This is a genomic window from Pseudoalteromonas sp. S2721, assembly GCF_005887425.1.
Taxonomy (GTDB): Bacteria; Pseudomonadota; Gammaproteobacteria; order Enterobacterales; family Alteromonadaceae; genus Pseudoalteromonas; species Pseudoalteromonas simplex.
In genome coordinates, this window is the sequence record NZ_PNCZ01000018.1 from 76,134 (window position 1) to 94,285 (window position 18,152).

Consider the following 18,152-nt stretch of genomic DNA (forward strand, 5'->3'; position numbering starts at 1 on the left):
CTACTTTTTATTAGCTAATGTGTCTTGCATCATTAGCGCAGGGTCAAGGCGTTCATTTTTCCAATTAAAACGCCAGTCTAAATGAGGGCCAGTTACGCGACCGGTTGCACCGATCTCGGCAATTTTATCGCCACGCTTAATTTCATCCCCTACTTTTACATCTAATTTGCTTAAATGAATATAAGTAGAGGTAACACCATGGCCGTGGTCAAGAATCAAGGTTCCACCAGAGTAATATAAGTCAGCATCAGCAAAAACAACTGTGCCGCTTACTGGTGCATACACTGGACTACCCGTTTTATTGGCAATGTCTAAACCAAAGTGCGGGCGGCGAGGCTCACCATTAAAGTAACGCTGGCTACCATAAACACCTGAAATACGGCCCGTTGCAGGCTTATAAACAGGATCTAAAAAGTACCGTAGGTCAGAATTGACTTGCCTCGCTTTGCGTACGGCAACAGCTTCACGGCTAATACGCTCAGACACTTCTTTAGGTGGCGAGACATATTTTTTTGCAACACCGGTGATTTTGTCAATTTTGTAATCACGCTTAGTGATCACAATTGCTTGTTCGTGGCTTACACCCGCACTATCAACCCAAGTAAGGCTATGATTTGTCTTGGCATCACGACCAAAGCCGAACACAAACTCACCATTTATTGAAAGCTTAAGAGACTCACCATTGAAGCTAACACTTTTAGCGCCTTCAATTTGGCCTGTTACTAAACCGCCTTGAGTTAAATGTCCTTTTAATTCAACAGCACTTGCAGTTAAAGAAAACAATCCTGCAAATGCAGCTATTAGTAATCCTTTACGCATAACTGATTGACCCCTTACCAACCCCTTCGTAAGCTGTAATTTTAACTTCTGAATCAGGGTATTGGTTTTTAACTTGTGAACTTAAGTAGTCTGCAATGCACTCAACCGTAGTATCGCAAGGTAAAATGTCGCAGCGTGATTTGTCTATCGCCATTTCAAAATAGCCCTGCTGTGATGTGTAAGCAAAGCACACATCGTTCTCTTGTGCAGTTACATGCTTAAGGTCTGATTTATTGATTTCATCTTCAGCTGTTGCTAGATAAATGTCTTCCCATTTATCTGCCCACTCTTTTTGTAAGCGAGGCATAGCCATACCATCAAGGCTAATACCAATCTGAGAGCGATGACCATGAATAATACGCTGACAATTACCATCGTGCTTTTTAAGACCATGGCTGTAATGATAATAAAAACTTTTGCTATGCTCTGGGTATAAATTAATTTCAATCTTTTCAATGTTGCTAGGTAGCTCAGGCATAATTGTTTTAATTAAAAACTCGGTTACCGACTTTTCATCAATAACATCAGCATCGATTAAACAATATGCTTGGTTAGGAGCGCTCATAGCTAAGTGATAATTATCACCAAAATGACAATCTAGCACGCTGTGCTCAGCATGCTGTGTTAGTGAACCGTTTAGTGTGGCAGGCACAGCAAGTTTATGGTCGATACAGTTATCAATAATGCCCTTGATTTGCTTTTTAACTAAGCCAAAATCAAGCACCATCGACTCATCATTTAATTGACCGTGCAGAGTTAAATCCACAATCCAGCTCTCGCCAACTGCGCCGCGTTTATTACACAAGTAAGAAAAATCAATCACTGTCAGTGAGTTTACAAAAAGGATCATAAATTTCCTTTAGACTAGTTAAAGAATCACAGCAATTATAATGATTTTTACTTCACAATGCGCGGTTTTATCTCCCTTTATCAGCGACAGTTTAATTAAATGGTCATAAAACAAGCGAAAAATAGCAAATAATTAACTGCTCCGAGTTGTTTAGCGTACAAGTGTACGCTAAAGTACGGGGCAATTTCTAAGCGATGAATGAGAGTTATGGAACCTAAAAACAGCTATACAAAAGAAGAATTGGTCCTTTGCGGTCAAGGTGAAATGTTCGGTGAAGGCAACTGTCGTTTACCAAGTGACAACATGTTAATGATGGACCGCATTATCTCTATCACTGCTGATGGTGGTGAGCACGGTAAAGGCCAAATCGTTGCAGAACTAGATATCAACCCTGATCTTTGGTTCTTCGACTGTCACTTTAAAGGTGACCCAGTAATGCCTGGTTGTCTTGGTCTTGACGCTATGTGGCAATTAGTTGGTTTCTTCCTTGGTTGGTCTGGTGGTCCAGGTCTTGGTCGTGCACTTGGTGTAGGTGAAGTTAAATTCACAGGTCAAATCTTACCAACAGCTAAAAAAGTAACTTATCGTTTAGACATGAAGCGTGTAATTAAACGTAAATTATTCATGGGTATGGCTGATGGTACTGTAGAAGTAGATGGCCGCGTAATCTATGAAGCAAAAGATCTTAAAGTAGGTCTTTTCCAAGATACATCTGCATTCTAATATTAATTTGTAGATACAAAAAAGCCCCAAAGTGGGGCTTTTTTGCGTAAATACGGTGCCTATTTTAAGTTTTAAACATATTTCGGTTTTCAATGGCTTCTCGCCAGCCGCCTAACCATTCTGATTTAGGGTCTATTTGTTGATAAGGGCATTGTTCTTTGGAACGGCCTGCCAAGCCTGCTTTATAACCTTGAGAATGAGCTCTTTCTAAACGATCTCTTTTCTGTCTCTTCATAGGTAATATCCTCACCTTTTATATTTATAGATATGTAGCGAAATTGACATCTACATTTAATGAATAGTTAATAAAACTGTTAAATTCAAATAGCAAAAAGCAATTAAATAAATTGACAATAACTAACGTGCTGATGCTCAAATGAATTAACATTTCAAATGACTAGGTGGTCGTACCTCTTTAACTAAAACCATCTATTAATACACTTAAATTCAGCTAAAAACGATACAGCTCTTTTAGCTTCAATATTTGTGACCTAGCCTATTTCGACAAAGTTCCCAATTAAATTGTAATCATGACAAATTTATGATGATTACAATTTAGTCTATTTATTACTTGCATATTAAAAACCGATCGGTCTAATATGGTGCTCATGGAAACAAATAACTCAGTGCCGAGCCGTCGTGGCAGGCCACCAAAAATAGCGCGTTCAAATGCAGATACGCGTGCCCTACTAATTAATACAGGGTTAGCCGTATTAACTGAAAAAGGCTTTAGCGCAACCGGCATTGATTTAATCTTAAAATCAGCGCAAGTACCTAAGGGATCTTTTTATCATTACTTTAAAAGTAAAAATGATTTCGGCTTGGCACTCATTGATGCTTACGACAGCTATTTTCAGGCAAAGTTAAAACGCCACCTAGCAAACGATGCAACAACACCTCTTGAAAGGATTGTGCTGTTTGCTAATGACGCTAAACAAGGCATGGCAAAGTTTGAGTTTAATCGCGGCTGCTTAATTGGTAATTTAAACCAAGAGCTCAGCTACCTTAATGAAGCAATGATTGCACGTATTAAGCAGGCTTACACCAGCTGGCAAGCTCTAATTGAACACTGCTTGATAGACGCAAAGCAGCAAAAACAAATACCTCAATCATCAGATTGTAAAATGCTTGCTGAGTTCTTCTGGATTGGCTGGGAAGGCGCAGTGATGCGCTCTAAACTTGATAAATCAAGTGAACCGCTTACCCTTTATACAGCACAATTTTTACGCTTAATTTTATAAAGCCGTTTTAATACGGTTTTATTTTAACCATTAAAAGACGATCGGTCTAAAAGGAGTCAACATGACAACATCAGTAAAATCGGTAGTTATCAACAAAGATGATCAAGGCTATCGTGCCGAATACACAGACTTTCCTCTAGAGAGCATCCACCAGCACGATGTAAATATTGATGTTGACTACAGCACTTTGAATTACAAAGATGCTTTAGCGATTACGGGTAAAGGCCCTGTGGTAAGAACATTTCCAATGATCCCAGGTATTGACCTTGCAGGCACAGTGACTGAGTCTAAAAGTGATGAATTTAAAGTAGGTGATAAAGTCTTGTTAAATGGCTTTAGTGTTGGTGAGAAATACCTCGGTGGTTTAAGTGCAAAAGCATCTATGAGTGCAGATTGGCTTATCCCCCTTCCCGCTAATTTAACACCAAAACAAGCAATGCAAATTGGTACTGCGGGGTATACCGCAATGCTGAGTATCATCGCTTTAGAAAAACAAGGTATCACACCCCAAAGTGGCGAAATTCTTGTTACCGGTGCTAATGGCGGCGTGGGCAGTTTTGCTATCTATTTACTTAATAAGCTTGGCTTTGATGTTGTTGCCACAACAGGCCGCATGAACGAAGCAGATCACCTTGAAAAATTAGGCGCAAAACGTGTTTTATCTCGCGATGAATTCTCAGCACCTGGTAAACCACTGGCAAAAGAGCAATTCGCTGGTGCAATTGATTCTGTGGGTAGCCACACCCTTGCAAATGTGTGTGCATCGATTAAATACGGTGGTGTTGTAACAGCCTGTGGTTTAGCACAAGGTATGGACTTTCCGGCAACGGTAGCGCCGTTTATCCTTCGTGGCATTAGCCTAATGGGTATTGATAGTGTAATGCGCCCTAAAGCTGACCGAATTGAAGCATGGCAACGTTTAAGTGAGTTAGTTGAGGCGCAGTACCTAGATACTATTTCACAAGAAGTCCCGCTTTCTGACGCCGTTGCAAATGCAGAAGCCCTATTAAAAGGTGAAATACGCGGCCGTGTAGTAGTTAATTGTAAGTAATAGATTTAAAGGCTCTAAACACCTTAGAGCCTTTTTAAAAAAAAGAATTTAAACACCAAACGCCGCAAGCTTTTCGTTTAGTTCTTCCTTTGAAATTAATTGCATATCGTACTGTTTTTTAACTTTACGAATATTATCAAAATTATCCAATTTAAGCTGAGCTCTAGCTAATTTATCCTGCATCTCTTTTTCTGTTAATACATCCAGTTTCACAGCTTTCTCTAGCTTTTCTTTTTCTTCATCAAACTCACGTTGAAAAATTGCTTTTTCTTGTAGAATTATCTGATCTTTTAATTTTTTCTCAATTTCTACTGCTTCTTTCTCAAGCTCTATTTTTTTCTCTAAAAGAGGCTCTATTCTGTCGAGTGTATCTTTTAGAACAGCTTCAACATTTTCACCCTTATTATCGACTAAATTAGATACATACTTTTTACCAATGTCTTGGTAAGCAATATTTAGTTGCCCGTTAATTGAAGTAATTTCAGAATTAATCGCTGAAAGCTTTGATTTTTCTTTCGACGCAGTAGAGATATCACTGGTTAGTTTAGAGGTTGATTCACTAATATTTGTTCCAATTGTATTAGCTTGTGTTTTGATCTTATCAAAAAGTCCCATTTATAGATTCCTTAATCAATTTAATAAATTAGCCTCATGCCAATTCAAGCGCATAGATTACCCATATAAGGTAAACATGTAAACTTTTAAAATGGTTCGTATATCAAATTGATAAGCGGTATCTAAATTAGATCTTTCAAATTATAATTAACTAATTACGTAAACAATAAACAAGAGCATGATATGAGTAATAAAGAAATTTTCAGCAATAACCCGCTACAAGGTGTTGGTATCGAGCAAGTCGTCACAGAGCTTGTCGAACAATATGGCTGGGAATTACTCCACGCCTATATGCGTTTGAACTGCTTTAAGAATAATCCAGATGTTAAATCTACGGTTAAGTTTTTACGTAAAACCCAATGGGCTCAAGAAAAAGTCGAGAACTTTTATTTGTATCGTCTAAAAAACTTACCACGCCCAGACAATGTAAACTACGAATTACCGCCACGCGATCGTGTGATCCCTGCTGATCAAAAACCAGGTGAACCGTGTGAGTTAAGTTTTATTGACGCCAAACGTATCCACGCTAAAAAAGAAGCAAAACAACTTGCTCGAGCTCGTAAACAGCGTTCAAGTGCGAGTAACCCTTGGGGTAATTGATTTTTAAGCTTTGAGCTGTAAGATGAAATAAGCCGCCTGTTTGGCGGTTTTTTATTTGGGTTAGCTAATTAAGAACTGAAGATTTGTCTTAGCACATCAAAAATATTTGTTATTAATTTAAGGGTAACGTGAATATGTTAGACTAATTACATTACCAGAAATATCAGCTAAAAAGGATGTGTATGTCTAACTACAACGAATCACCTGAACAAATCGCAACCGCTACGCAAGGTTATGTAATGCAACAGACAATGTTGCGCATTAAAGATCCAAAGCCTTCTTTAGATTTCTATCAAAATGTTTTAGGTATGAAGTTACTTGGTAAATATGACTTCCCTAAAATGGAGTTTACGCTGTACTTTTTAGGTTATGAGCAAGACATGCCAACAGGCAGCGATAAAGAAAAAGCACAGTGGGTATTTCGCCGCCCTGCTCTTATCGAGCTTACACATAATTGGGGCACAGAAAATGACGACAGCTTTACAGGTTACCATAGTGGTAATGATGAACCAAAAGGCTTTGGTCATATCGGTATAAGCGTGCCAGATGTGTACGCAGCATGCGAGCGTTTTGCAAAATACGATGTTGAGTTTGTCAAAAAACCAGATGATGGCTCTATGAAAGGCCTAGCTTTTATTAAAGACCCAGATGGTTATTGGATAGAAATACTCTCGGCTGAAGGGATCACTGAGATCATTGAAGAGCATAAGTAAGGCTGCCCCTTTAATAACCTGCTATTTAGCAGGTTATTGAATTTTTCATTTTAAGGTTTTACTTATTAACTCAGAGTTCTCTTTAAAATAAAGATTCCATTAATTATCATTTGGTCATTGTTTAGCTTTAAATACACCTGTTAAAAGCCAAATAACATCATCTTCTCAGTTACAAACTTGTATAAATAATACCTACAATAGCCACAAAAAAAAGAACTAGCAGCCAATAATGTTGAACTTGATGGTTCTTACTCTTTTTATCTGAGGTGTTTACTTTAGAAGTAGCATTTTCCTTCGGTGTAGAGTGAACAAATCTAATTTCAGCGTTTTCATCAGGTAACATCATCCCAACTACTTGGTTAGCAGTAACATAATCCCCAGCTTTAACCTTAAATTCACTAATTTCACCTGCTTCAGACGCTTGAATTTCTAATATCGTTTTATCTGTTTCTATATCAAAGAGGGGGGAATTAACTAAAACAATATCGCCAACATCTACATGAACATTTGCTACCTTAACATCGCCAATATCATTTGGTAATTCAGGTATTTTTATTGGGATTGACATAGTCGCGCTCCTTATTACAACCTAACAACAACCGTTTTACCTATGAAGTCATGTATTGCACGACGCTTTTCATTAAACAGCATGGTTATAAATTCTGACAATGCCCATACTGTAGCTAAAGAACTCAAACCCATAATTAAATAAGTTAAAAACTCATGTATGCTACCGAGTTGTTGTAACGATATTGAAATAGATAAAAGTAGTAGTATCCAAGATGAGTTAATAGCAATATTTACAGATTCTCGGCGAACCGATTGTTTAAGATTAATATCTGTTTCAGTGTCATGATCGAGGACTTTAACATCCATCACCATCTTACCAAGAGTTTGGCCATAAAACCCATGCATAAAAACAACGTAGCCAATATACTGAACGCCATTAACGGCTTGTAAAACCATGTTTTGGTTAGAGTATTCAACGCCAAAGAGTAAGCATTCAATATAAAGTAATGCTGTAAATATTAAACCATCAATAATCGCGGCCCAAAAACGAGGCCAAAAAGTAGCATACCTTTTATTCGTTTCTAGCTCTTCAAACTCTGCTTTTATTTCTGGGTCTTTTAATTTATTTGCAATCTCTAATTCTAACTCTTGTGCTCTTTGTGGGAAGCTTTCTTTATCAAGATACTTTTGAGCATCTAATAGCTCATCCAATGAATAATTTTTATAATTTGGGGTGTAGTCCATGTTTGTTATTCTCCTTACTGCTTTAATTTAGTCAGCTTTTAGCATTCAGCTCTTTTTGGATCTCTTGGATAAAACTCATCGGGCTGTTTAGTGCACAAATCAAATTCACGGGTATTTTTGTAAGGTAGCTTCATAAAGCCTGCCACACCAACATCGGTAATATTGACTGCATATTGCATGAGCTTACTTAATAAACGTTTAAATTCAGGTTCTTTACTGGCATCCAGCAGACGATAGTAATGATGTATTTTCATCCTATCAGGTAAGGCTTCGAAAATGATACAGCCCGTGTGGTGTATTTGGTTTAGCTCAAATACGCACTTTATGACCTTTTTCGGGAGCTGTAATTGCTCATCAGGGTCTTTACCATCTTCAAAGTAAGAGTGCGGTCTGGTTACGTCTGAGGCTTGTACATCCATTACTTCGTAATCAAGCTCAGGTAAATGTTCAAACTTAAAAGCACCTGTGCCATCACGCTCTAGCTGAATGGTCTTACGCGCATCAAACAAACAACATTTAAAGAGACCTTTTTGTTCAATCCCTTGTGCTAACATTACCGTGTTGTTAATCGCATCGGTAAACGCAGTGCCAAGTGTTTCATCATGCAAAATAAGGGAAGATTCAACAAACAGTGAGTTTTCTTTCCAGTGAAAACTAAGGCCCCCTACTACTGGGTATTTTGCTAATCTGCTTATTGAGGCCAAAAATGCTTTTTCGGTGTCGCCGGTATCAAATAAAAACTCTTTGTAGTATCTGTCGAGCTGGGCATCGTTTACATCAAGTAATTGCTGATTATGATCGGCTTGTCTTAAAAATTGCTTTCGCGAGCTGTATACCACCGTGTCTGGGTGCTCATCAAACTCACTAAACCAATAAGGAATATAAGGGCGAATGACCTTACGGGGCAGCTCAGGGAGGTAAGCTTTAGCCATTGTCGGCATGTTTCGTATAAAATAATCACCAGCGCCATCGCGAGTGGCCTTATTTTTTGAAAGCATACCGTCAATAACCCGGGCAAGCTCCATAGGTAAATTCAGGCTTGTAGCCGGAATAACCGCCGCACCGAACCTGCAAGATTGTGCAGAGGCCAGTGCATAAAGAGTTGAGGCAACACCTTGTTCATCAAAACGTGGCGATGACTGCCCGCCTGACATTTGCTCATCACCAATAAAATACACATCACCCATACGTGCATTAGTGGTGCTGATATCAGCAGACATAAGATCCATAAAATTGCTGGCAACCGGATTACCTTCAGCGTCTATTTGTGCATAAACAGAGCTGCCCCAATCTACCAACGACAACTTATTGGTTTGTTCGTCATAAACAATGTTTGAAGGTTTAATATCGCCATGCACAATTGGCTGTGGGCTTAAGCCATTTTTATGTTCACGTAAATCTACTAGCACATTACGTAGCCTAAGAGCAAGCGCCATGACTTTTGCTGCACTAAAACGCCCCTGCTTGATGGAAATTTTTTCTAAGTCTTCACCTAGAGCCCGCTCCATCATTAAAATGCCTTGCTTTTTAATGCGCTCAAAGGCATAAAATTTTGGCACAAGCGGATTATTAACTTGCGAGAGCATGTACGCTTCGTCTTCTAGACGGTCACGTACACTTTGTGCAAGAGTTATACGTGAAAACTTAAATACCCAAGGTAAGTCTTCATCATCGACACCGGCAAAAACAAATCCAAACGCACCAGAACCAATTAATTCAACGTCACTGTAACCAAGCAAAGTAAGCTGTTTAATACAAATATTAAGCCATTGACGGTGCTTTTTAGCATCATGGTGAGACAGCAAATAAACAGACTGTTCTTCATTGATATAAAAATTTCGGATTTGTTTGGGATTCACTACATCTCTCAAAGTTAAGCGGCTTTTAACCGCTTAATTATTGAATGCTAGGCAGTTAATTACAAGGCTTTTGCTCTTCGATGATCCAGCCTTGATCTTTCATAAGCAGCTCTGATATTGCAAAGGTTAAGCAGCCAAAAATGACTAACTCTAATAAGGTAAGAATATCAGCGGCAAAACACCAGCCTAAAATCCCTGCAAATAAAAATGGGATTGCTTTTAAATACCAAGCAATTTGTCGGGTTTTACCATATGTGAGTTGATAACTGTGAACTAGCTCCCCCTCACACTCTAATGTGATGGTAGAAGAAAACTTCCTGAATAAAGTCACTGAAACTGTTAATTGGCAGGCTTTACCATCAATATTAAACTCATGAACAGATTTCGTTTTAAAGTTACGTGATTCTGCTATTAATTCACCGTCTACTTTCAGAACTTCTTTACCTGAGTAAGCAGAACCCCAGTATTCAATTAAATGTTCACCCAGTTTGAAGTTGGCTTTAATTCCCTTGCTCATTGATACTGTAATGCCATCAGTGTTCATAACAAATCTCCTTATTATTATGAATTTAAAATACTTTAAAAATAAAAAAACGGCAAGCTAGGCTTACCGTTTTGGTACTTTCAATGGGTAAAGGGTTACCATTTCAAACTAAAGGCGGATACCGCCATCAATTTCAACAACACGACCTGTAAAGAAGTCGTTCTCTACTATATATTGTGCTGTTTGGGCAATTTCTTCTGCTTCACCAAAACGACCCACTGGCGTTACCGCCATCATGCGTTGTTTTGCTTCTGGTTTCATTGCATCTGTCATTGCTGTGCGAATAACACCCGGTGCGATTGCACCTACACGGATACTAAAGCGACCTAGTTCTTTCGCCCAACCCGTTGTCATCGCAACAACACCGGCTTTAGACGCAGCATAGTTTGTTTGGCCAATGTTACCAGCACGAGCAACACTCGACATATTAACGATAACGCCACCTTTGCCAGACTCAATCATGTGGCTCGCAGCTTCACGCCCTGCTAAGAATACTCCGGTTAGGTTCACATCAATCACAGATTGAAATTGAGCCAACGACATTTTATCAACTACTTTGCCTTCTTTTGCTTTGATAAACATACCATCGCGTAAGATACCCGCGTTATTAATTAACACGCCGATATGGCCAAAGTCTTTGTTAATCGTGTTGAACGTTGCTACCACAGCATCTTCATCTGTGACATTAGCAGCATACGCCATAACTTTTGTGCCATGCTTGGCAAGCGCTGATACTGCAGTATCAAGTACGTCTTGTTGCATATCGATAAGGGCGATGTTCGCGCCAAGGGATGCAAATTTCTCGGCCATCGCAAAGCCTAAACCTTGCGCACCACCGGTAATTACGATGTTGTTGTTTTTAATTTCCACAACAATCTCCTACTTCGAGAATAATTTAAAAATAGCGCTAAAATCATCACTACCCGCACCTTGATGCTGAAGCATAGTGTATAGATTCTTCGCCATTGACCCCATTGGGGTAGATGAATTACTTTGCTGAGCCGCTTCCATAGCAAGACCTAAGTCTTTCGCCATTAAATCAACCATAAAGCCCGGTTTATAATCATTACTTGCTGGTGCTGTTTCCATTACACCAGGGCATGGGTTGTAAAGCTCAAGTGTCCAGTTACGACCAGAGCTTGCAGTCATGATTTCACTTAACACTTTTGGATCTAGCCCGTTATTTATCCCCATTTGTAGTGCTTCGCTAGTACCTGCCATTAAAATGCTTAGCAACATGTTGTTACAGATTTTTGCGACTTGGCCTGCACCAATATCACCAGCATGAAAGATGTTTTTACCCATATCTACTAGAGCCAGTTTGGCTTTTTCAAAGTGGCTTTGCTCACCACCGACGATAAAGGTTAAAGTACCCGCTGTTGCACCTGCAACACCACCTGATACCGGCGCATCAACAAAATCAATGCCTTTTTGAGCAAGTTCGCTACCCACTTGACGCGCTGATTCGGCATCAATGGTTGAGCAGTCAATCACTAAGGTTTTGCTATCAAGTAAGTTGATAAGACCTGTTTCGCCTAAATAAAGCGATTTAACGTGTTTGCTTGCTGGTAACATACTGATAAAAATATCAGCGCCAATGGCACACTCTGCTGCATCGTTTGCAGCAATTGCACCTTTATCGGCAAGCTCACTGACCGCCGCTTTATTTAAGTCAAACACGCGAACTGTATGACCTGCATTGACAAGGTTTGCCGCCATTGGGCCACCCATGTTGCCTAAACCAATAAATCCTATTGTTAATTTAGCCATTTGTTTACCCCTTGGACTTAAGATGACGTTAATGAGTTTAGTGGGTGAGATTGCTCATCCCAGCGTGCTGTAAAGAAGCTATCTACAACTGCTTCGTCGAGATCGCTAAGCGATTTAAACTGCCAGTTAGGTGCACCGTCTTTGTCGATTAACAGCGCACGAACCCCTTCTTGGAACTCGCCTACTTCGCCACAGCGAACCGACATACCCAGCTCCATTTTGAAGCAATCTGCTAATGTCATTTCTTTTGAATTTGCTAATTGACGTTCAACCAGCGCACAACTAAGCGGACAACCATGTGCTAATGACTTTTGCGCACGGGTAAGCCATTTTTCTTCAGTTTGTAAAGCTTGAATGTAGTCAATTTTCCCCTGCAATGAATCAAACTCAGCCAGCTTTTGAATAACCGCTAAGTTATCTTTTACATTGCCTTTAGGAACACGGCCTGAAATATTATCAATAGAGATTAAAATGTTAGTTAGCTTTTCGTGGTTTAATGAGGCTGTTTTGCCCCACTTTTCAGCGGTGATAGCCGTTAAAATAGCGTCATATTTATCTGCTGTTGCATAGTGATCAGCAAGATTAACAAACAAGGCATCTTCAGCATTGATAGACGCCGCAGTTAACCCTAAGAATAGACCCACTTGCTCAGGCATTTTATGTAAGAAATAACTGCCGCCCACATCAGGGTATAAACCAATGGTTAGCTCAGGCATTGCGATACGTGATGTCTCTGTTACCACACGGTGACTTGCCCCAGCCATTAAGCCAAGGCCGCCCCCCATAACAATGCCATTACCCCAAAGTAATATTGGCTTTTCATAGCAGTGAATTAGATAGTCTAATTTGTACTCAAGGGTAAAAAAGTCTTCAATGTAGTTAGCTGGCTCACCTGTGCTCATTGCTTTATGCAGGCTTACTACATCGCCACCGGCACAAAATGCTTTTTCGCCAGCCCCTTTTAGCACAACCATGGCAACGGCGTCATCGTCAGCCCATTTTCTAAGCTGAGGCTCAAGCAGTTGGATCATGTCGTAATTTAAAGCGTTTAAAGACTTAGGCGCATTGAGTGTTGCAATTGCAATGAGGCCACTCTCGGCCTCTGCAGTTTCAAACACCACAGGCGCATCTTGATGATTTAGTAGTGTTACGTTAGTCATTAGCCATTTATCCAATTTGCTTTACGCTTTTCTAAGAACGCATTCACGCCTTCTTTTTGGTCTTGCGTATCAAATAATTGTACAAATAACTCACGCTCTAATGGCAATGCATGGGCCATAGGTTGTGTGCGACCTTTTTGAATAAGTTCTTTACATGCAGTCACAGCAACTGGGCTTTGCTCGCCAACTTGGTTAGCAAGTTTCATTGCTGCAGCTAAGCTCTCACCAGTGCCAACAACTTCTTCAACAAGGCCAATTTCGCGAGCTTTATCTGCTTTTAGGCGCTCGCCACATAAGATCATGCGTTTTGCCCAGCCCTCACCAACAAGCCACGCAAGGTTTTGAGTACCGCCAGCACAAGGCAGTAAGCCAACTTTCGCTTCAGGCAGTGCCATTTGAGCTTGCTCTTCAGCTATACGAATATCACAAGCAAGAGCCACTTCAAGACCACCACCCATGGCATAACCATTAATTGCCGCGATTGATACACCACGGAAATTGGTTAATGCTTCAAATGCATCACCAAACACTTTTGACATAGTGGCAGCAACGCCTTTGTCACCGCTGGCAAACACGTTTAAATCAGCACCTGCACTAAAGAACTTTTCACCTTGGCCTGTAATCACTAATGCATAGACATTTTTGTCAGCATTTAGCTCAGTTACAGTGTCTTTAAGCGCGGTTAATGTATCTTGTGTCCAGGTATTCGCTGGCGGGTTATTCATAGTTAAAACCGCTACGTTACCTTCAATATTTAAATCAATCGATGGATTAGACATAGGTTGCTCCTTATAGAATGTCGCCAGCTGACTCTGCTAAGATACGACGTGCGATAATCACACGCATGATTTCGTTTGTGCCTTCAAGAATTTGATGCACACGGACGTCTCTGAAATGACGCTCTAATGGGTATTCTTTGATGTAACCGTAACCGCCGTGAATTTGTAGTGCGTCGTCACAGACTTTAAAACCAACATCTGTAGCAAAACGTTTTGCCATCGCGCAGTAGGTGGTTTTTTCGCTGTCACCGGTATCTAGTTTAAATGCGGCTAAGCGTACCATTTGACGAGCGGCAACAAGCTCGGTGTTCATATCAGCAATCTTAAATTGCAGTGCTTGGAAAGCAGCTAAAGGCTTACCAAATTGCTCACGTTCTTTTAGGTATTCGCGCGCAGTATTAAGAGCTGCTTGTGCTGTACCTAATGAACAGGTAGCAATATTAATACGACCACCGTCTAAGCCTTGCATTGCAAACTTAAAGCCTTCGCCTTCTTGACCTAATAAGTTAGCTGCAGGAATTCTGACACCTTCGAAGCTAATTAAACGTGTAGGCTGTGCATTCCAGCCCATTTTTTCTTCAGCTTTACCGTATTCGATACCTGCTGCGTCAGCTGGCACAACAAATGCCGAAATACCGGCAGCGCCTTCACCACCAGTGCGCGCCATAACTACAAGTAAATCAGTTTCACCAGCACCCGAAATAAACATCTTAGAGCCTGAGATCACATACTCATCGCCCTCTTTAACCGCTTTGGTTTTTAGCGATGCCGCATCAGAGCCAGAGCCAGGCTCTGTTAAACAGTAAGACGCAAGTAACTCACCCATTACTAATTGTTCACAGTATTGAGCTTTTACTTCCTCAGTACCAAAGCTTGCAATCATCCAGGTTGCCATATTATGAATGGTCAACATAGCGGTTGTTGCGGTACAACCCATGGCAAGCTGCTCAAAGATAATGCTTGAATCTAGGCGAGATAAACCTAAGCCGCCCGCTTCTTCAGGGGTATATAAACCACAAAAGCCTAGCTCACCGGCTGCTTTAATGGTGTCTTTCGGGAAAATGTGTTCTTGGTCCCACTTAGCTGCATGTGGAGCAAGTTCTGACTCTGCAAACTGACGGGCTGTTTCAGCAAACGCTTGCTGATCTTCGGTTAAATTAAAGTCCATAGTAGACCTCTATTTTGTTGTCTTATTCTTGTGTGAAAAACGATTGTTGTCGTTTAAATGTGTGTTCTTTGAGCGAGCGTGTGCTCGCTCAGCAGTAAATTAATTACGGCTTATTTAAGGTTAATACTCATGTTAGGACCTGAGGCGATATCATCCTCGAACCAACGTGAAGTAATTGTTTTCGTTTCTGTGTAAAAACGAATACCTTGCTTACCGTAGGTGTGTTGGTCGCCGTAGAATGAGCCTTTCCAACCTGTGAAAGAGAAAAACGGGAGTGGCACAGGAATTGGCACATTGATACCAACTTGACCTACTTCGATTTCATGTTGGAATTTACGTGCAGCAGCGCCGCTTGATGTAAATAACGAAGTACCGTTACCGTAAGGCGAGTTATTGATAAGCTCAATCGCCTCTTCAAGAGTATCTACGAACATACAAGCCAATACAGGACCAAAGATCTCTTCTTTGTATAAATCCATCTCAGTGGTTACATCAGTAAATAGCGTTGGACCAACCCAGTTACCTTGCTCGTAACCTTCAACAGTAAAGTCAGAGCCATCAATTAAGCACGTTGCACCTTGCTCTTTACCACTTGCGATAAGCGATAAAATACGATCTTTAGCAGCTTTTGATGTTTGTGGGCCGTAAGCCGCGTTGGTATCATCCCATACACCTGGGCGTACGTTTTCAAAGCCAGCTTTAATTTCATCAACCCAGTCTTTTGCTTGACCAATAAATACAGCTACCGAAATACCCATACAGCGCTGACCCGCAGCACCTACAGACGCGCCTACTAGGTTGTTTACAACATGCGATTTACTGGCATCTGGCATAATAACCATGTGGTTTTTTGCACCTACACAAGCTTGCACGCGTTTAAGGTTTGCTGTGCCTTTTGAATAGATGTATTCACCTACACCACACGAACCAACAAATGAAATAGCACGTACTGCTGGGTCTTCTAATAAACGGTCAACTTGTGGTTTTGTACCATGAACAACTTGTAACACCCCTTTTGGCGCACCCGCTTCAACAAACAATTCAGCTAAACGCATCGGTGTTAGTGGATCTTGCTCTGATGGTTTCAGAATAAAGGTGTTACCACACACAATAGCTAGTGGGAACATCCATAAAGGGATCATCGCAGGGAAGTTAAATGGCGTAATACCCGCACATACACCTAATGGTTGCATGTAAGAGTAAGTATCGATTTTACGCGCTACGTTTTCCATTGTTTCGCCCATCATCAGAGATGGTGCATTGGCTGCTTGCTCAACCACTTCAATACCACGCCAAACATCGCCTTTGGCATCTTCAAATGTTTTACCCAGCTCATGACAAATAATCGTCGCAAGCTCGTCATGGTTTTCTTTTAGTAGTGCAGCGTATTTCATCATAATGCGCGCACGCTCAGAAATTGGCACTTCTTTCCATGTTTTAAATGTTTCTTTTGCAGAGGCAATGGCTGCATCCATTTCAGCATCCGTTGCACACGGTACTTGGGCTAACACTTCTTGGTTCGCAGGATTGATAACATCAATCAGTTGCGATGAACTTGATTGGGTAAATTCGCCGTTGATAAATAAAGGTACTTGGTGCATGAGGCACTCCTCCCCAGTGGGTATAAAGAGGCCGCAACATGATAGTTTTTAAAATACGTTGCGGCTGTGAGAGATTAAAATTCTAAAGTGATTAAATAGCTTCAATTGCCATAGCAACAGCTTCACCACCACCGATACACAGTGAGGCAACACCTTTGCTAAGACCACGATTCTTTAATGCATGAATTAAGGTAACTAAGATACGCGCGCCGCTTGCACCAATTGGGTGACCAAGTGCACAGGCACCGCCGTTTACGTTTACTTTGCTTTCATCAAGTTTTAACTCGTTAATTGCAAGCATAGTCACCATGGCAAACGCTTCGTTGATTTCCCATAAATCAACATCATTCACAGACCAACCTGCTTTTTCTAAAAGCGATTGCATCGCGCCAACCGGTGCTAAAGTAAATTCACTTGGTGCTTGAGAATGTGTGCTGTGAGCAACAATACGACACAGTGGTGTTAAACCTTGTGCTTTAGCATCTGATTCACGCATTAACACAAGCGCTGCTGCACCATCAGAAATTGATGACGAGTTTGCAGCTGTAATCGTACCGTCTTTTTTGAATGCAGGACGTAAACCCGGGATTTTATCAGGACGTGCATTGCCTGGTTGCTCATCAATCGCAACGGTCACATCACCTTTGCGTGTAGAAATAGTGTGCGCGGCAATCTCGTTTGCAAATGCGCCGGTTTCAATCGCACTATTCGCTTTAGTTAGTGAGGTAAGCGCAAAGTTATCCATTTGTTCACGACCAATTGAATACTGATCAGCAGTGTCTTGTGCAAAACAACCCATTGCTTTGTTGTCGTAAGCATCTTCAAGGCCATCACACATCATGTGATCTTTTACTTCGCCATGACCCATACGCATACCTGAACGTGCATTTGGTAACATATAAGGGGCATTACTCATGCTTTCCATGCCACCAGCAACCGCTGAGTTGATAGAGCCTGATTTAATTAAGTCATGGGCAAACATTGCAGCTTTTAAGCCAGAACCACATACTTTGTTGATTGTTGTAGCGCCAGTACCTTGATTAAGACCCGCTTTTAACATTGCTTGGCGTGCAGGTGCTTGACCAAGACCAGCTGGTAATACGCAGCCCATGATCACTTCGTCAATCTTATCGGCAGATAAACCGGCTTGCTCTAAGCTACTTTTAATAGCTGTAGCACCTAAATCAGTTGCGTGTGCACCACTTAGTGCGCCCATAAAACCACCCATAGGGGTGCGTTTTGCGGCAACAATAACAACGGCTTCAGTAGTCATAATTGGCTCCATGTAAGTGGTTATCATCATGTGTTCAAATCATGTGTTCAAATCATGTGTTCAAATCATGTGTAACCAAACAGTTAATTTGTTATAGTTTAATTTCGATTTAATTCAGCATACATAATATTT

Annotated in this window: 20 protein-coding genes; 5 read left to right on the forward strand and 15 right to left on the reverse strand. The window is 40.7% G+C overall.

Features of this window, described 5'->3' with window-relative positions:
• Positions 1–819, reverse strand: coding sequence for a M23 family metallopeptidase (locus CWC02_RS08735; protein WP_138617716.1), 819 nt, complete (start codon positions 817–819; stop codon positions 1–3).
• Positions 812–1,669 carry a 6-carboxytetrahydropterin synthase gene (locus tag CWC02_RS08740; RefSeq protein WP_138617718.1) on the reverse strand — a complete coding sequence of 286 codons (858 nt, stop codon included), beginning with the start codon at positions 1,667–1,669 and terminating at the stop codon, positions 812–814. The genes CWC02_RS08735 and CWC02_RS08740 overlap by 8 nt, the downstream gene beginning before the upstream one ends.
• Positions 1,670–1,876: 207 nt before the next feature.
• Here CWC02_RS08740 and fabA point away from each other — a divergent pair, with 207 nt between their 5' ends.
• Positions 1,877–2,392 (forward strand): bifunctional 3-hydroxydecanoyl-ACP dehydratase/trans-2-decenoyl-ACP isomerase, encoded by a 516-nt coding sequence (gene fabA, locus CWC02_RS08745; RefSeq protein WP_054553819.1) that lies wholly within the window; start codon positions 1,877–1,879, stop codon positions 2,390–2,392.
• A 64-nt stretch (positions 2,393–2,456) separates the two neighbouring features.
• On the opposite strand, the gene rmf is transcribed toward fabA, so the two are convergent.
• Positions 2,457–2,627, reverse strand: a complete 171-nt coding sequence (rmf, locus tag CWC02_RS08750; RefSeq protein ID WP_036968408.1) for a ribosome modulation factor — start codon at positions 2,625–2,627, stop codon at positions 2,457–2,459.
• Positions 2,628–3,000: 373 nt separating this feature from the next.
• Between rmf and acuR the strand changes: the two genes are divergently transcribed.
• Complete coding sequence (acuR, locus tag CWC02_RS08755) at positions 3,001–3,633, forward strand: acrylate utilization transcriptional regulator AcuR (RefSeq protein ID WP_054553818.1); 633 nt, start codon at positions 3,001–3,003, stop codon at positions 3,631–3,633.
• Between the two features lie 61 nt (positions 3,634–3,694).
• On the forward strand, positions 3,695–4,684 hold the full coding sequence (gene acuI / locus CWC02_RS08760; protein ID WP_138617720.1) for an acrylyl-CoA reductase (NADPH): 990 nt from the start codon (positions 3,695–3,697) through the stop codon (positions 4,682–4,684).
• A 48-nt stretch (positions 4,685–4,732) separates the two neighbouring features.
• Here the strand turns inward: acuI and CWC02_RS08765 are convergent, their stop codons facing one another.
• Positions 4,733–5,299 carry a hypothetical protein gene (locus CWC02_RS08765; RefSeq protein WP_054553816.1) on the reverse strand — a complete coding sequence of 189 codons (567 nt, stop codon included), beginning with the start codon at positions 5,297–5,299 and terminating at the stop codon, positions 4,733–4,735.
• Between the two features lie 183 nt (positions 5,300–5,482).
• On the opposite strand from CWC02_RS08765, the gene CWC02_RS08770 reads away from it, so the two are divergent.
• Positions 5,483–5,899 carry a VF530 family protein gene (locus CWC02_RS08770; protein ID WP_138617722.1) on the forward strand — a complete coding sequence of 139 codons (417 nt, stop codon included), beginning with the start codon at positions 5,483–5,485 and terminating at the stop codon, positions 5,897–5,899.
• Between the two features lie 182 nt (positions 5,900–6,081).
• Positions 6,082–6,612, forward strand: a complete 531-nt coding sequence (gene gloA / locus CWC02_RS08775; RefSeq protein WP_054553814.1) for a lactoylglutathione lyase — start codon at positions 6,082–6,084, stop codon at positions 6,610–6,612.
• A 169-nt stretch (positions 6,613–6,781) separates the two neighbouring features.
• On the opposite strand, the gene CWC02_RS08780 is transcribed toward gloA, so the two are convergent.
• From CWC02_RS08780 to CWC02_RS08830, 11 genes are all read right to left on the reverse strand, one after another.
• On the reverse strand, positions 6,782–7,180 hold the full coding sequence (locus CWC02_RS08780) for a biotin/lipoyl-containing protein (protein ID WP_054553813.1): 399 nt from the start codon (positions 7,178–7,180) through the stop codon (positions 6,782–6,784).
• Positions 7,181–7,194: 14 nt separating this feature from the next.
• Positions 7,195–7,866, reverse strand: a complete 672-nt coding sequence (locus CWC02_RS08785) for an RDD family protein (protein WP_138617724.1) — start codon at positions 7,864–7,866, stop codon at positions 7,195–7,197.
• 38 nt (positions 7,867–7,904) lie between these two features.
• Positions 7,905–9,725, reverse strand: coding sequence for a protein kinase domain-containing protein (locus CWC02_RS08790; RefSeq protein ID WP_138617726.1), 1,821 nt, complete (start codon positions 9,723–9,725; stop codon positions 7,905–7,907).
• Between the two features lie 55 nt (positions 9,726–9,780).
• A complete protein-coding gene (locus CWC02_RS08795; RefSeq protein ID WP_138617728.1) occupies positions 9,781–10,269 on the reverse strand; it encodes a hypothetical protein in 489 nt (162 codons plus the stop codon).
• A gap of 108 nt (positions 10,270–10,377) precedes the next feature.
• A complete protein-coding gene (locus CWC02_RS08800; protein ID WP_138617730.1) occupies positions 10,378–11,139 on the reverse strand; it encodes an SDR family oxidoreductase in 762 nt (253 codons plus the stop codon).
• Between the two features lie 9 nt (positions 11,140–11,148).
• Positions 11,149–12,039 carry a 3-hydroxyisobutyrate dehydrogenase gene (mmsB, locus tag CWC02_RS08805; protein ID WP_138617732.1) on the reverse strand — a complete coding sequence of 297 codons (891 nt, stop codon included), beginning with the start codon at positions 12,037–12,039 and terminating at the stop codon, positions 11,149–11,151.
• Between the two features lie 17 nt (positions 12,040–12,056).
• Complete coding sequence (locus tag CWC02_RS08810; protein WP_138617734.1) at positions 12,057–13,199, reverse strand: enoyl-CoA hydratase/isomerase family protein; 1,143 nt, start codon at positions 13,197–13,199, stop codon at positions 12,057–12,059.
• The gene (locus CWC02_RS08815) at positions 13,199–13,978 is read right to left on the reverse strand and encodes an enoyl-CoA hydratase (protein ID WP_138617736.1); all 780 of its coding nucleotides are present in this window, start codon (positions 13,976–13,978) and stop codon (positions 13,199–13,201) included. Before CWC02_RS08815 ends, CWC02_RS08810 begins: the two co-directional genes overlap by 1 nt.
• Before the next feature lie 10 nt (positions 13,979–13,988).
• Positions 13,989–15,146 carry an acyl-CoA dehydrogenase family protein gene (locus CWC02_RS08820; RefSeq protein ID WP_138602212.1) on the reverse strand — a complete coding sequence of 386 codons (1,158 nt, stop codon included), beginning with the start codon at positions 15,144–15,146 and terminating at the stop codon, positions 13,989–13,991.
• A 110-nt stretch (positions 15,147–15,256) separates the two neighbouring features.
• Complete coding sequence (locus tag CWC02_RS08825) at positions 15,257–16,747, reverse strand: CoA-acylating methylmalonate-semialdehyde dehydrogenase (RefSeq protein ID WP_138617739.1); 1,491 nt, start codon at positions 16,745–16,747, stop codon at positions 15,257–15,259.
• A 91-nt stretch (positions 16,748–16,838) separates the two neighbouring features.
• Positions 16,839–18,020, reverse strand: coding sequence for a thiolase family protein (locus CWC02_RS08830; RefSeq protein WP_138617741.1), 1,182 nt, complete (start codon positions 18,018–18,020; stop codon positions 16,839–16,841).
• Positions 18,021–18,152 lie beyond the last annotated feature (132 nt).

Coding starts and splice junctions, on each gene's coding strand:
- CWC02_RS08735 (WP_138617716.1), bottom strand. CDS start 819: ATGCGTAAAGGATTACTAATAGCTGCATTTGCAGGATTGTTTTCTTTA.
- CWC02_RS08740 (WP_138617718.1), bottom strand. CDS start 1,669: ATGATCCTTTTTGTAAACTCACTGACAGTGATTGATTTTTCTTACTTG.
- fabA (WP_054553819.1), top strand. CDS start 1,877: ATGGAACCTAAAAACAGCTATACAAAAGAAGAATTGGTCCTTTGCGGT.
- rmf (WP_036968408.1), bottom strand. CDS start 2,627: ATGAAGAGACAGAAAAGAGATCGTTTAGAAAGAGCTCATTCTCAAGGT.
- acuR (WP_054553818.1), top strand. CDS start 3,001: ATGGAAACAAATAACTCAGTGCCGAGCCGTCGTGGCAGGCCACCAAAA.
- acuI (WP_138617720.1), top strand. CDS start 3,695: ATGACAACATCAGTAAAATCGGTAGTTATCAACAAAGATGATCAAGGC.
- CWC02_RS08765 (WP_054553816.1), bottom strand. CDS start 5,299: ATGGGACTTTTTGATAAGATCAAAACACAAGCTAATACAATTGGAACA.
- CWC02_RS08770 (WP_138617722.1), top strand. CDS start 5,483: ATGAGTAATAAAGAAATTTTCAGCAATAACCCGCTACAAGGTGTTGGT.
- gloA (WP_054553814.1), top strand. CDS start 6,082: ATGTCTAACTACAACGAATCACCTGAACAAATCGCAACCGCTACGCAA.
- CWC02_RS08780 (WP_054553813.1), bottom strand. CDS start 7,180: ATGTCAATCCCAATAAAAATACCTGAATTACCAAATGATATTGGCGAT.
- CWC02_RS08785 (WP_138617724.1), bottom strand. CDS start 7,866: ATGGACTACACCCCAAATTATAAAAATTATTCATTGGATGAGCTATTA.
- CWC02_RS08795 (WP_138617728.1), bottom strand. CDS start 10,269: ATGAACACTGATGGCATTACAGTATCAATGAGCAAGGGAATTAAAGCC.
- mmsB (WP_138617732.1), bottom strand. CDS start 12,039: ATGGCTAAATTAACAATAGGATTTATTGGTTTAGGCAACATGGGTGGC.
- CWC02_RS08810 (WP_138617734.1), bottom strand. CDS start 13,199: ATGACTAACGTAACACTACTAAATCATCAAGATGCGCCTGTGGTGTTT.
- CWC02_RS08815 (WP_138617736.1), bottom strand. CDS start 13,978: ATGTCTAATCCATCGATTGATTTAAATATTGAAGGTAACGTAGCGGTT.
- CWC02_RS08820 (WP_138602212.1), bottom strand. CDS start 15,146: ATGGACTTTAATTTAACCGAAGATCAGCAAGCGTTTGCTGAAACAGCC.
- CWC02_RS08825 (WP_138617739.1), bottom strand. CDS start 16,747: ATGCACCAAGTACCTTTATTTATCAACGGCGAATTTACCCAATCAAGT.
- CWC02_RS08830 (WP_138617741.1), bottom strand. CDS start 18,020: ATGACTACTGAAGCCGTTGTTATTGTTGCCGCAAAACGCACCCCTATG.